The organism is Ramlibacter sp. WS9, assembly GCF_003797765.1.
GTDB lineage: Bacteria > Pseudomonadota > Gammaproteobacteria > Burkholderiales > Burkholderiaceae_C > Ramlibacter.
Window position 1 is genome coordinate 106,958 of sequence record NZ_RKMB01000002.1, and the last position, 12,601, is coordinate 119,558.

The 12,601-nt window shown below is 67.9% G+C and carries 9 protein-coding genes; 6 read left to right on the plus strand and 3 right to left on the minus strand.

Going from position 1 to position 12,601, the window contains the following annotated elements:
• Positions 1-60 precede the first annotated feature (60 nt).
• Together EEB15_RS03400 and EEB15_RS03405 are read right to left on the minus strand one after the other, a co-directional pair.
• Positions 61-4,680: a CheR family methyltransferase gene (locus tag EEB15_RS03400; protein ID WP_233259338.1), complete on the minus strand. Its 4,620-nt coding sequence runs from the start codon at positions 4,678-4,680 to the stop codon at positions 61-63.
• 45 nt (positions 4,681-4,725) lie between these two features.
• Positions 4,726-5,700, minus strand: coding sequence for a chemotaxis protein CheB (locus EEB15_RS03405; protein WP_141508135.1), 975 nt, complete (start codon positions 5,698-5,700; stop codon positions 4,726-4,728).
• A 38-nt stretch (positions 5,701-5,738) separates the two neighbouring features.
• Between EEB15_RS03405 and EEB15_RS03410 the strand changes: the two genes are divergently transcribed.
• Positions 5,739-6,218 carry a hypothetical protein gene (locus tag EEB15_RS03410; protein ID WP_233259339.1) on the plus strand — a complete coding sequence of 160 codons (480 nt, stop codon included), beginning with the start codon at positions 5,739-5,741 and terminating at the stop codon, positions 6,216-6,218.
• Between the two features lie 31 nt (positions 6,219-6,249).
• Here EEB15_RS03410 and rocF read toward each other — a convergent pair whose 3' ends face one another.
• A complete protein-coding gene (gene rocF / locus EEB15_RS03415; RefSeq protein ID WP_141508137.1) occupies positions 6,250-7,158 on the minus strand; it encodes an arginase in 909 nt (302 codons plus the stop codon).
• 64 nt (positions 7,159-7,222) lie between these two features.
• On the opposite strand from rocF, the gene EEB15_RS03420 reads away from it, so the two are divergent.
• The 5 genes from EEB15_RS03420 to EEB15_RS03440 all read left to right on the plus strand — a co-directional run bounded on the left by EEB15_RS03420 (position 7,223) and on the right by EEB15_RS03440 (position 12,597).
• Entirely contained in the window at positions 7,223-8,263 is a 1,041-nt protein-coding gene (locus EEB15_RS03420; RefSeq protein WP_141508138.1) for an NAD(P)-dependent oxidoreductase, read from the plus strand.
• 20 nt (positions 8,264-8,283) lie between these two features.
• The gene (locus tag EEB15_RS03425) at positions 8,284-9,351 is read left to right on the plus strand and encodes a dihydrodipicolinate synthase family protein (RefSeq protein ID WP_141508139.1); all 1,068 of its coding nucleotides are present in this window, start codon (positions 8,284-8,286) and stop codon (positions 9,349-9,351) included.
• A gap of 78 nt (positions 9,352-9,429) precedes the next feature.
• On the plus strand, positions 9,430-10,440 hold the full coding sequence (locus EEB15_RS03430; RefSeq protein ID WP_141508140.1) for a tripartite tricarboxylate transporter substrate binding protein: 1,011 nt from the start codon (positions 9,430-9,432) through the stop codon (positions 10,438-10,440).
• A 101-nt stretch (positions 10,441-10,541) separates the two neighbouring features.
• Entirely contained in the window at positions 10,542-11,057 is a 516-nt protein-coding gene (locus EEB15_RS03435) for a tripartite tricarboxylate transporter TctB family protein (protein ID WP_141508141.1), read from the plus strand.
• 10 nt (positions 11,058-11,067) lie between these two features.
• Complete coding sequence (locus tag EEB15_RS03440) at positions 11,068-12,597, plus strand: tripartite tricarboxylate transporter permease (RefSeq protein WP_141508142.1); 1,530 nt, start codon at positions 11,068-11,070, stop codon at positions 12,595-12,597.
• Positions 12,598-12,601: the final 4 nt, after the last annotated feature.

Consider the following 12,601-nt stretch of genomic DNA (forward strand, 5'->3'; position numbering starts at 1 on the left):
GTAGCCATCGCGCCGCAGCCCGCCCACGCACAGCTTCGCCGCGAGGTCCAACCAAACCGACTAGCGGCGCTTGCGCAGCAGCAACTCGTCCACCACCGCGCTCAGCTTGCGCAGGTCCACCGGCTTGGTCATGTGGGCATCGAAGCCGGATGCCAGCGCCTCGCGCGCATCGGACTCCTGGCCCCAGCCGGTGGCGGCGATCAACACGATCTTCTTGCCCCACTCCGTGCCGCGGACCTGGCGCGCCACCTCGTGGCCGTTCAGGTCGGGCATGCCGATGTCGAGGATGCCGACGTCGGGCCTCTGTCGCTGCATTTCCTGTACGGCCTCGAGCCCGCCGCTCACGCGAACCGTCGCGAAGCCGGCGATCTCCAGCAACCGCGCGATGCCCCAGCCCGCGTCGATGTTGTCGTCGGCGATCAGCACCAGGCCGCGCGTTTTCGACTTGGCGGCCGCGCCGGCTGCGGGCACGGTGACGCCGGGCGCCGGCACCGGCGCTTCAACCGCCTGCACCGCGCCGCGCACCGCGGGCAGCATCACGCGGAACTGGCTGCCCTGCCCCGGCCCGGCCGAAGACGCCTCGACCTTGCCCCCGTGCAGTTCGACGATGTTTTTCACGAGCGCCAGGCCGATGCCCAGGCCGGTCTTGCCGCGCTGGGCCGCGGGCTGGACCTGGGTGAACATCTCGAAGATGCGCTCCATCTGCGCAGACTCCATCCCCACACCGTTGTCCGTCACCGAGACGACGGCGCTCTTGCCCTCCAGCCGGGCCTTGAGGGCAATGCGGCCGCCGGGTTGCGTGTACTTGATGGCGTTGGTCAGAAGGTTCGACAGCACCTGGCCGATGCGCAGCGGATCGGCATCGAGCTCCACCGCGTACTTCGGCATGTCCAGCGTCAGGCTGTGGTGCGCGGCGTGCAGCAGCGGCCGCGTCGCCTCCAGTGCCGTGTCGACCACGGTGGACAGCATCACGCGTTCGCGGTGCAGCTCGAACCGGCCGAGCTTCAGGCGCGACACGTCCAGCAGGTCGTCCATCAAGGCCTTCATGGCTTCGGCCTGGCGCTTGACCACCTGGGCGGCCGCATCCCGGTCCGTGTCGGGCAGCTCGTGCGTGAGCAAGAGCCCGGCCGCGCTGTCGATGGAGGCCAGCGGGTTGCGCAGCTCGTGCGACAGCACGGCCAGGAAGCGGTCCTTGGCGCGGTCGGCTTCTTCCAGTTCGGCGCGCGCCCTTTCCGTGTCGGCGAGCGCGCGCCGCAACTGCGCCTGGCTGTGTTCCAGGGCCTGCTGGTTCTGGCGCTGCGCCGTCTGGTCGCGCAGGATCTTGACGAACCCCACCGCTTCGCCTTTTGCGTCGCGCATCAGCATCATCACGCCGCTCGCCCAGAAGCGGCTGCCGTCCTTGCGGCGATGCATCCGGTCGTCGCTGGCACGGCCCTGCTCCTGTGCGGTGGCGCCTTCCCGGTCGGGCGCGCCTTGCGCGCGGTCTTCCTCGGTGAAGATGATGTCGGCACTGCGGCCCATCACCTCATGTTCGGTGTAACCCAGCAAGCGCTGCGCGCCGCTGTTCCAGATGGTGACGCAACGCTTCAGGTCGGTCGAAAATATGGCGTACTCCGTCGCGTTCTCCACCACGAGCCGCAGACGCTCCTCGCTGTTGCGCAACTTCTCGGCGGCCTCTTTCTGCTGCGTGATGTCGCGCGCGATCTTGGTTCCGCCGATGACCTTGCCCTGCGTGTCCTTGATCGGCGAGATGGTCAGCGCGACGTGGATGTTCGTGCCGTCCTTGCACTGGCGCATCGTCACGAAATTGCTGATCGATTCGCCGCGGCGCACGCGATCGATCAGTTGCACTTGCTCCTCCTCGCTCCCCGGCGCAAGCAAAGTCAGCGGCTGGCCAATGGCCTCCATCGCCTGCCAGCCGAAGATGCGCTCGGCCCCGGCGTTCCATGACAGCAGCGTCTGGTCCAACGCGAAGCTCATGATGGCGTCCATCGACGAACCCACCACCGCCGACAGCCACAGCCGCACTTCCTCGGCCTGCTTGCGCTCGGTGATGTCGATGAAGGACACCACGACGCCGGCGATGTGGTCGCTCAGCGTTCGATAGGGCAACAGGCGCGACAGGAACCATTTGCCGTCGGGCAGGCCCACTTCGCGTTCGATCGGCACCAGCCGCTCCAGCACCCGCGCAGCGTCCGCGCTGAGCTGCGGATAGTCCAGGCGCGTCGCGAGATCGGCGAGCGGCCGGCCCAGGTCGGTGGCGATCAGGTTGAACAGCGTGATGGCCGACGGCGTGTAGCGCGTGATGCGCAGCTCGCGGTCCAGGAACACCGTGGCGATGGACGTGGCGTCCATCAGGTTCTGCATGTCGCTGTTGGAGTGCCCCAGCTCGTCGACCTTGTCCTTCAGCTCGTGGTTGACGGTGGTCAATTCCTCGTTGATCGACTGCAGTTCCTCGCGGCTGGTTTCGAGTTCTTCGGTGGCGGAGCGCAGCTCCTCGTTCATGGCCTGCAACTCCTCGTTGCTGGCCTTCAGCTCTTCTGTCGACGCTTCATACTGCTCCACGGTGTCGCGCAGGTGCGCCTTCAGGCGCTCCAGCTCGCGGTCGAGGTGGCGCGCGACGGGGTCGGCACCGGCACGCTCCGGTTGTGCCGCATCGGCCGGCACGGCAGTGCCCGTTGGCCGCGCGCTGAGCGTCACCAGGAACATGTCGGTCCCGATCGCGCGGGCCGGCGTCGCCCGGATCTCGACTTCGATGCTTTCGCCCGCGAGTTCGACCGGGCTCACCAGCACGTCGGCGGTGGCGTTGGTCTGCGCGGCCTTGTACAGCGCCGCGCGCAGCTCGATGCGCAGGCTGGAGTGCACGGCGTGCAGCAGGTTCTTGCTCGGCTCGCCGCCGCTGTACTGCAGGAAGCGGCCGGCATTGGGCGACAGGTGCAGGATTTCGTGTTCGCCATCCACCAGGATCGACGGCGGCGCCAGCGCTTCCACCAGCTTGAAATGCAATTCGCCCAGGGAGCCGCTGCGGCCCTCGCCCACGCGTGACGGCGGCGCCGGGGCCGCGGCATGCTCGAAGGCGCGTCCCGCGATCACCGGGCCGGTGTGCGCATGCTGCTGCGCCACCAGGGCCAGGGCGAGCGTACCGGTGCCCAGGGGTAGCGGCAATGCCATGCGCGGCAACGGGCGCTGGGCGAAGATGCGGTTTTTCTTGTCCAGCACCGTGAACAGCGGCGCGGCGTCTTCGGCCGATTCGGACGAGCCGAGGAACAGCCGGCCGTTGGGCACCAGCGCGAAGTGGAAGATCTCGAACACGCGCTTCTGGGCTTCACGGTTCAGGTAGATCAGCAGGTTTCGGCACGAGATGAGGTCCAGGCGCGAGAAAGGCGAATCCTTCAGCAAGTCGTGGTGCGCGAACAGCACCATCTCCCGTACCTCGCGCCGCACCCTGTAGCCGCGGTGTTCCTTGATGAAGTACCGGCGCAGGCGCTCCTCGGACACGTCGGCGGCGATGGTGGGCGGGTAGCTGCCTTCACGCGCGCTGCGGATCGCATCTTCGTCCAGGTCGGTCGCGAAGACCTGGATCATCGGCGGCGCCTCGATCTCGCGCGCCTTTTCCGTCAGCAGGATCGCCAGCGTGTACGCCTCTTCGCCCGTGGCGCAGGCCGGCACCCAGACCCGCACGGTGTCGTTCGGGCGCTTGCCCGTGAACAGCGCGCCCAGCTGCTCGTTCAGCGCGTCGAAGCAGTCGGCATCGCGAAAGAAGTTGGTGACGCTGATCAGCAGGTCTTGCAGCAACGCGCCGGCCTCGCCCGGCTGGGTGCGCAGGCAATCCAGGTAGCCGGTGAGGTTCTCGACACCGTTGACCTGCATGCGGCGGGCGATGCGGCGCACCACGGTGGCCCGCTTGTAGTTGGCGAAATCGCGGCCCGTGCGCGTGCGCAGGAATCCCAGCACGTCGCGCAGTTCCGACTCCTGGTCGGCGCGGGTGGGCGGCTTGTCGTGGGTGGGCGGCGGTCCCTCCTCGGGCGGTAGCTGCAACTCCTTCTCCAGCGCGAAGTAGCGGGCCACGCGCCCATGCATGTCGGCAACGGGCAGCACCCAATCGACCATGCCGGTGGCGATGGCCGAGCGTGGCATGCCGCCGTGTTCGGCCTCTTCCGGATCCTGCGCGACGGTCAGGCCGCCGCGCTCCTTGATGCGTTTGATGCCGATGGCCCCGTCGCCGTCGGCGCCCGACAGCACGACGGCCGCCGCATGCGGCCCGTAGGTGTCGGCCAGGGTGCGAAAGAACAGGTCCACGGCCACATGACGCCCGCGCGGCGTCAGCGCGTCGTCCGCCAGCACCAGGTAGTTGTCGACGGCACGAATGGCCTTGCCCGGCGGGATCACGTACACGTGGTTGGGCTCGACGCGCTGCCGGCCTGTCACCTGCACCACGGGCATGGACGAGCTGTGCTGGATCACCTCTCTCAGGTGACTCACGTGTTCGGGATCCAGGTGCATCACCACCACGAACACCTGGCCCGGGTTGGCCGGCACGGTTGCGAAGAATTTCTGCAGGGCGGGAATGGCGCCGGCCGAGCCGCCGAGACCGACCAGCGGGGTCAACTGGTAGCCGCGCGTGGGCACCACGTTGTCGATCAAATCCGCCATCGCCAGCTCGGCGTGGTCGGGCGTCATGTCGGTCATCCTGCCCTCTGGAGCTAACGGCCAATTATGCGCCGCTCAACTCTTCTCGCCGAGCTCCGCCAGCCGCTGGGCTTGTGCCTTGACCTTGTCCGCCTGGCGCCGTCCGGCCTCGGCCTGGGCCGGGTCGCCGGTGAGCTCCGCCACGACCGCCAGGCGGCGCAGCAGCATCTCGCGCTCCTGCAGCGAGCGCATGCTGCTCCACAGCGAATGCGCGGCCTGCTCGACCTGTGCGCTCTCGAGCGAGCGAGAAGTAAATGCATGGCCGGTGTGGCAGCGGTAGCGCAAGGGCCGCGCGTCGTCTATCTCCCAAAGGCCGCCCCCGCAGTCCGGACACGTGAGGCCCGACGGGTTGCCAAGGGTTTGGAGGTTCTCTACCGGTTCTCTCCCTTCAAAAACAGCGTGCTCTTGTTGCAGGCGCGCAGGTGCCGGCACCGGCGGCATGGATTGGGTACGGCCGGCCAGGTCGGCCAGCGCGGGTGCGATGTCGGGCAGGGGCAGGCAGGCGTCGACCGCGACGTTGGCCAATGCGCTTGCCGGCATGCCGGGCGCGAGAGCCGTTGCCGGATCCTGCACCAGAGCCGTGCCGCCGCAGTCCTTGATGGCGGCCAGCCCTGCCGTTCCGTCGTCGAGTTCGCCCGTCAGCACCACCCCGACGGCGCGGGGGCCCCAGGCCAGGGCCGCCGAGCGGAACAACGGGTCGAGCGCCGGCCGCGCGTGGTTCTCCCGCGGCCCGCGCGAAAGGCGCACGGTGTCTTCGGTGAACAGCATGTGGCGATCGGGCGGCGCGACGTAGATGATGCCGCGCTCCAGCGGCTCCCCGTCTTTCGCGTGCCGGGCGCCCAACGGCGCGCGCCGGTTGAGCAGCTCCGGCAGGATGCTCGGCTGGTTGCCCACGTGCAGCACCACGCCCACCACCGCGTCGAGGCTGGCGGGCAGCGCGGCAACCACTTCGATCAGCGCGGAGACGCCGCCGGAAGAGGCACCGATGACGATGGCACGTTGGGCATCCATGAAGTCGACAAGACAAAGAGTCCGCCCCCCAATTCTGCGTGTTTTTGCACGTTTTGAAATGCCGAACGGGCCATGTAGCCGCCGTCCCACAGCGCGGCGCCGCCACTTCCGACGCGGCCAGCGCAGCCGTGGCGGGAGACTCACTGCGGTCTCAACTTTGCAAGGACACGCACATGGCCTACAGCAGCATCCTGGGCGCCGAAGTCGCGCCCATCCACCCGAGCGGGCGCGACGCCGAACTGCTGGGCCCGAGCGACAGTTCCGACTCGGGCAGCGACGCGCTCGGCACCGACGAGCTCCATGCCGACAGCGATTCGCACGGTACGGGCGAGCGTGGCTTCGTAGCAGGCCGTGACGCCCGCGAGGGCGGCGACATCCTGCCCGACCGCGTGGTGAACCTGCGTGACGGCGAGGTCGACGCGCCCGACATCGACGCGCTGGGGATCACCGATCTGGATGACGGCGCGGACGACGCCGACCTCGACGACGAGGCGCAAGACGACGAGCGCGGCCGCTGATGCGTGCGCGCCGCGCCGGCGCCGGACGCCGTCAGCGAGCCAGCGTAGACGCGCCGAACAGGCTTTGCACGAACTCCACCGCGAGTTCCGCTGTGCGGTTGCGCACGTCGAGCGCCGGGTTGATCTCGACCACGTCGAGCGAGCCCATGCGGCCGGTGTCGGCGATCATCTCCATGCACAGCTGCAGTTCCCGGTAGGTCGGCCCGCCGCGCACGCCGGTGCCCACGCCGGGCGCATCGGCCGGGTCCAGGCAGTCCAGGTCGAAGCTCACGTGCAGGTGCGTGTCGTCGTCGATGTCGTGCAGCGCCTCCAGCATGGTGTTGCGCATGCCGTGCTCGTCGATGTGGCGCATGTCGAACACCTGCAGGCCGAGCTTGCGGATCGTCTTCTTCTCTTCGGCGTCGACGCTGCGGATGCCGATGAAGTCGATGTCCTGCGGCGCAATGGCGGCGGGCTCGCCGCTCCAGCCGACCAGCGACTTGGGGCCATGGCCCAGCAGGCACGACACCGGCATGCCGTGCACGTTGCCCGAAGGGGAAATGGTTTCGTTGTTGACGTCGGTGTGCGCGTCCAGCCAGAGCACGCGCAGGTGCTTTTTGGTGTAGCGGCAGTGCCGCGCGACGGCGCTGATCGAACCGATCGCCAGGCAGTGGTCGCCGCCCATCAGCAGCGGCACCTGCCCGGCGGCCAGCACGGCCGCCACGCGGTCGAACACGGAGCGATTCCACGCCACCACTTCTTCCAGGTGCCGCACGCCGCCGCTGGGCGCGGTCCACGGCGTGGGCGGCCCGGCCAGGTTGCCGTGGTCGATGACGTTGAGCGTGTCCGAGCGCAGCGCTTCGAACAGCCCGGCCACGCGCAGGGCGTCCGGGCCCATGCCCGCGCCGCGGACGCTGGCGCCGACGTCGGTGGGTGCGCCGATGAGGCTGACGGTTTTCATGGGGCGGATTGTGGCAGTTCGCGGCGGAACGTGGGGCGTTCCCGCATTGCCCCGATTTCACCAAATGGTTAAAGTCGCCGCGATGGAACTGCCCCAGCGTTTCGACGACGTGGCTCATCTCGAAGAGGTGATGTCGCAACCTTCCGATGCGTTGGTGCGCGACCTGGAACGCGCGCCCGGGGACATCATGGTGCTGGGGGTGGGCGGCAAGATGGGGCCGACGCTGGCGCGCATGGCCAAGCGCGCGTCGCCCGGCCGCAGGGTGATCGGCGTCGCGCGGTTCTCGCAGCGGGGACTGCGTGAAGAGTTGGAGCAGCACGGCGTCGACTGCATCGAAGCCGACCTGCTCTCGCGCGACGCGTTGGCCCGGCTGCCGGACGCACCGAACATCGTCTACATGGCCGGGCGCAAGTTCGGCAGCACGGGCAGCGAATGGTTGACGTGGGCGATGAATGCGCATGTGCCGGCACTGGTGGCGGAGCGGTTCCCTCGGTCACGCATCGTGGCCTTCTCGACGGCATGCGTCTATCCGTTCGTGGACACTGCCGGCAATGGAGCGACTGAAGACATGCCCCCCACTGCGCCGTCCGGCGAGTACGCCAACTCGTGCGTCGCGCGCGAGCGCATGTTTCAGCACTTCTCGCACGAGCATCAAACGCCCGGCCGCTTGCTGCGCCTTTCTTATGCCATCGATATGCGCTACGGCGTGCTGCACGACGTGGCGCAGAAAGTGCTGCGCCGCGAGACCATCGACCTGGCGATGGGCCATGCCAACATCATCTGGCAGGGCGAAGCCAACGAGTGGTCGCTGCGCGCGCTGGCGCATTGCGACACGCCCACCTCGCCGCTGAACATCAGCGGACCGAAAGTCAGCATCCGCGAAGTCGCCACGGCCCTGGGCCAGCGGCTCGGCATCGAACCTGTGCTCACGGGACAGGCGGCGCCGACGGCGTGGCTGGTCGATTGCACGAAGGCGTTCGAGCTGTTCGGCCCGCCGCAAGTGAGCCTGGAACGCATGCTCGACTGGACGGCCGATTGGGTGCGGCGCGGCGGCGACAGCCTGGGCAAACCCACACACTACGAAGCAAGAGACGGCAAGTATTGACCACCCCGAAAGAGTGACTGATGCATTGGAGCGATATTCCCGCCGACTCGCTCGCCGTGCTGCGCCGCGGCTCGGTGATCCCTGCGCACTTGCTGGCGCTGGACGCCGGGCGGAAGCTCGATGAGCGCCGCCAGCGTGCGATGACGCGCTACTACCTCGACGCCGGCGCCGGTGGTGTGGCCGTCGGTGTGCATTCCACGCAGTTCGCGATCCGCGATGTCGGTCTGTACCAGCCCGTGCTGGAGCTCGCGATGCAAACCGCACGTGAGTGGGAGCCGCTGGGCGGACGCCGCCCGCTGTTCATGGTCGCCGGCCTGGCGGGCCGCACCGGTCAAGCCGTGCGCGAGGCGGGCATCGCCCGCGGCCTGGGCTATCACGCCGGCTTGCTGAGCCTGGCCGCGATGAAGGGCGCGAGCGAGGACGAGTTGATTGCGCACTGCGAGGCGGTCGCGCAGGTCATGCCGCTCGTGGGCTTCTACCTGCAGCCGGCGGTGGGCGGCATCCACTTGCCGGCCGGCTTCTGGCGGCGCTTCGCTGAAATCGACAACGTGGTCGCGATCAAGATGGCGCCCTTCAATCGCTATCGGACGCTGGACGTGATCCGCGGGGTGGTGGCGGCGCGCGCGGAGGAGCGCGTAACGCTGTACACGGGCAACGACGATCACATCGTGCTGGACCTGCTGGCGCCGTTCACTTTCATGCGCGATGGCCAAGCGGTGACGGTGCGCATCCAGGGTGGCCTGCTCGGCCATTGGAGCGTGTGGACGAAGCGCGCCGTCGAGTTGCTCGAACGGATCCATCACGCTGTCGCTGCCGGCGTCGTCACGCCCGAGCTGCTCGCGCTGGACGCCCAGGTCACCGATTGCAATGCCGCGCTGTTCGACGTGGCGCACGACTTCCATGGCTGCATCGCCGGCTGCCATGAAGTGCTGCGCCGGCAGGGTCTGTTGCAAGGGACTTGGTGCCTGGATGCGAACGAAGGATTGAGTCCGGGGCAAGCCGACGAGCTCACGCGGGTGCAGCGCGACTATCCGCATCTCGTGGATGACGGGTTCGTTGCGGCGAACCGGGAGCGGTGGCTGAGTTAGGGCATCCCGGGTTGACAGCCCTTCCACCAATCCGTAGAGTCATTCAATTAACCAGTTAGTGAATTACCGGAGGCACCCATGCAAAAGCGCTACTTCCTCAAAGCCGTTTCGTTTGCCGTCGCCGCGCTGGCCGTGAGCGCACCCGTCATGGCCCAGCAATGGAAGCCCAACAAGCCGATCAACCTGGTCGTGCCCTGGGCCGCGGGCGGATCGACGGACCAGGTGACGCGCGTCACGGCCGCCGAGCTGGAGAAAGTGCTCGGCCAGAAGATCGTGGTGGTGAACCAGCCGGGCGCCTCCGGCTCGATCGGCACCAAGAGCGTGTGGGATGCACCGAAGGACGGCTACACCTGGGCCGCTGGCGCCGCACAAGACCTGGGCGCCTACCAGACGCTGGGCATGCTCGACGTGCCGGCCACCCAGTGGCACCTGTTCCTCACCGTGGCCAACGTGCCGGTGGTCGGCGTCAACGCCGGCAAGCCGTGGCAGACCATGCCGCAACTGCTGGCGGAGATGAAGGCCAAACCGGGCGAGGTGAAGGTGGCCACGGCCGGCGTCACCTCCGGCGGGCACAACGCCATGGAGCTGATCTCGCGCGCGGCCGACGTGAAGTACCGCCATGTCACCTACGACGGCGGCAACCCCGCGGCCGTGGCCACTGTGTCCGGCGAAACCGATCTCACGACGCAACTCGCGGTGGAGCAGGCCGACTTCATCCGCGGCAAGCGCATTCGCCCGCTCGCGGCCGTGAGCGACAAGCCGCTGGAGCTGGAAGGCTTCGGCACCATCCCGCCCATCACGCAGTTCGTGCCCGGCATCAAGGTGCCGACCAACTACTTCGGCATCTTCATCCCCAAGGGCGTGCCGCCGGAAGTGGTGGCCGAGGTGCAGCGGATCTGGGCCAGCAACATCGCCAACAACGAAGCGCTCAAGAAGTACGCCAACAGCCGCGGCGCCCTGTTCGCACCGGTGTCGGGCGACGCGGCTATGGCGGCCGCCATGCCGGCTATCGCCGCCAACGCCTGGCTGATGCAGGACACCGGCAAGGCCAAGGTGTCGCCGGACAAGGTCGGCATCCCGCGTCCTTGATGAATGGCACGCTTTTTTCGTCATCCTCGCGAAGGCGGGGATCCAAAGCTTCCGGACGCCTTGGATTCCCGCCTGCGCGGGAATGACGCTCCATAAGCGCCATGGACACTGAAGCGCAAGACCTCCCATCCCCCCGCTCCGACCTCATCTCCGGCGGCGTGTGGGTGGTGATCGGCACGGCCATTGGCATCGGCTCGTGGAACATGGACCGGCTCGCCAATCAGGGCGTGCCGGGCTTTGCCGCACCCGGCCTGGTGCCGGGCATCCTGGGCGTGCTGATCACGCTCACGGCGCTGGTGATCGTGATCCGCTCTTTGCACCGCGGCGCGCTCACGCCTGAAGGACGCGGGGAGCCCGGCCGCGCGACGATGGGCCGCACGGCCCTCGCGCTGGTGCTGTGCCTGGGCTTCGCGGCCGGGCTGGTCGGCCACGGCCTGCCGTTCTGGGTGGCGGCCAGCACCTACCTCTTCCTGCACATCTTCTTGCTGCAACTGCCAGAGCGCCGCGCTGCGGGACAAGTGGGCCGCGGCATCGTGGTCGCCCTGGCTGTCGCGTTGGGCGCCGGCCTCACCATCTCCCTGCTGTTCCAGTACGCCTTCCTGGTGCGGCTCCCTTAAAAAAGCAAACATGCTCGAAGGCCTCTACGCGCTCGGCCGTTCGCTGGGCACCTTCTTCACCTTCTGGCCGCTCACCTATGCGCTGGGCGCCACGCTGGTGGGCATCCTGGTGGGCTGCATGCCGGGCCTGTCGGCCACGCTGGCGATCGCGCTGCTCACCACGCTCACGATCAAGATGCCGCCCAACGACGCCATCCTGATCCTCATCTGCGCGTACGTCGGCGCGATCTACGGCGGCAGCCGCACCGCGATCCTGCTCAACATTCCGGGCACTGCCGCCAACGCGGCAGCCTGCCTGGATGGCTACCAGCTCGCGCTGAAAGGCCAGGCCGGCCGCGCCATGGGCATCGCGACTTGCGGATCGGTGGCGGGCTCACTGTTCGGCATCCTGTGCCTCGCGTTGCTGACGCCGATGCTCGGCGAAGTGGCGCTGTCGTTCGGCGCGTTCGAGTTCTTCTGGCTCGCGTTGTTCGGCGTGATGATGTCCGGCACCATCGCGGGCAGCGACCCGCTCAAGGGCTGGTTGATGGGCTTCGCCGGCCTGTTCCTCACACTGATCGGCCAGGACGGGATCAACGCGCACGACCGCTTCACCTTCGGCTACGGCGAGCTGTCGGGCGGGCTGTCGCTCATCCCCGCGCTGATCGGCGCTTTCGGCCTGTCGGAAATCCTCACCGTGCTGTCCGAGCCGGTGCGCAAAGCCGTCGTCAACAGCGTCGACTCGGTGCTGCCGCGCATCAAGGACGTGATCCAGTACTGGCGCACCATCCTGCGCTCGGGCGTGATCGGCGTCTACATCGGCATCCTGCCGGGTGTGGGCGAAGACATGGCGGCCTGGTCGTCGTACGCCGCGGCCAAGCGCGCGAGCAAGGAAAAAGAGATGTTCGGCAAGGGCTCGATCGAAGGCCTGATGGCGGCCGAGACCGGCGACAACGCCTCCATTCCCGGCGGCATCATCCCTGCGCTGGCGCTGGCGATCCCCGGCTCGGCGCCTTCGGCCGTGCTGATGGCCGCGATGATCATCCACGGCGTGCAGCCCGGCCCGATGCTGATGGTGAACCAGCCGCAGTTCGTCTACGACGTGGTGGCGATGACGCTGCTGGCCACGCTGGGCATGCTGTTCTTCGGGCTGTTCCTCGTCAAGCCGCTGCTGGCCATCATCCGCATCCCGCGCTCGATCATCATGCCGGTGATCATGGTGCTGTGCACCGTCGGCTCCTTCGCCATCGCGTCGCGGCTGTTCGACGTCTACATCATGCTGTTCATCGGGGTGTGCGGCTTCATCCTGCGCAAGCTCAACTACCCGATCCCGCCTTTCGTGCTGGGCATTGTGCTGGGCGACATCCTCGACAAGAGCCTGCGCCGCGGCCTGACGCTCAGCAATGGCGACCTGTCGCCGTTCATCACCCGGCCGATCTGCGCGTTGCTCGCGGGCGTCACCGTGTTTACCATGTTGATGTACGTGCCTTCGTTCAATCGCGGCATCAAAGCCGCGAACGCGAAGGCATGGGGATCGCTCAAGGGCCTGGTGGGCCGGTGAGGTC

What these genes read in the sequence shown, in the direction of transcription:
- EEB15_RS03400 (WP_233259338.1), bottom strand. Translation starts at nt 4,680, where the DNA reads ATGACGCCCGACCACGCCGAGCTGGCGATGGCGGATTTGATCGACAAC.
- EEB15_RS03405 (WP_141508135.1), bottom strand. Translation starts at nt 5,700, where the DNA reads ATGGATGCCCAACGTGCCATCGTCATCGGTGCCTCTTCCGGCGGCGTC.
- rocF (WP_141508137.1), bottom strand. Translation starts at nt 7,158, where the DNA reads ATGAAAACCGTCAGCCTCATCGGCGCACCCACCGACGTCGGCGCCAGC.
- EEB15_RS03420 (WP_141508138.1), top strand. Translation starts at nt 7,223, where the DNA reads ATGGTTAAAGTCGCCGCGATGGAACTGCCCCAGCGTTTCGACGACGTG.
- EEB15_RS03425 (WP_141508139.1), top strand. Translation starts at nt 8,284, where the DNA reads ATGCATTGGAGCGATATTCCCGCCGACTCGCTCGCCGTGCTGCGCCGC.
- EEB15_RS03430 (WP_141508140.1), top strand. Translation starts at nt 9,430, where the DNA reads ATGCAAAAGCGCTACTTCCTCAAAGCCGTTTCGTTTGCCGTCGCCGCG.
- EEB15_RS03435 (WP_141508141.1), top strand. Translation starts at nt 10,542, where the DNA reads ATGGACACTGAAGCGCAAGACCTCCCATCCCCCCGCTCCGACCTCATC.
- EEB15_RS03440 (WP_141508142.1), top strand. Translation starts at nt 11,068, where the DNA reads ATGCTCGAAGGCCTCTACGCGCTCGGCCGTTCGCTGGGCACCTTCTTC.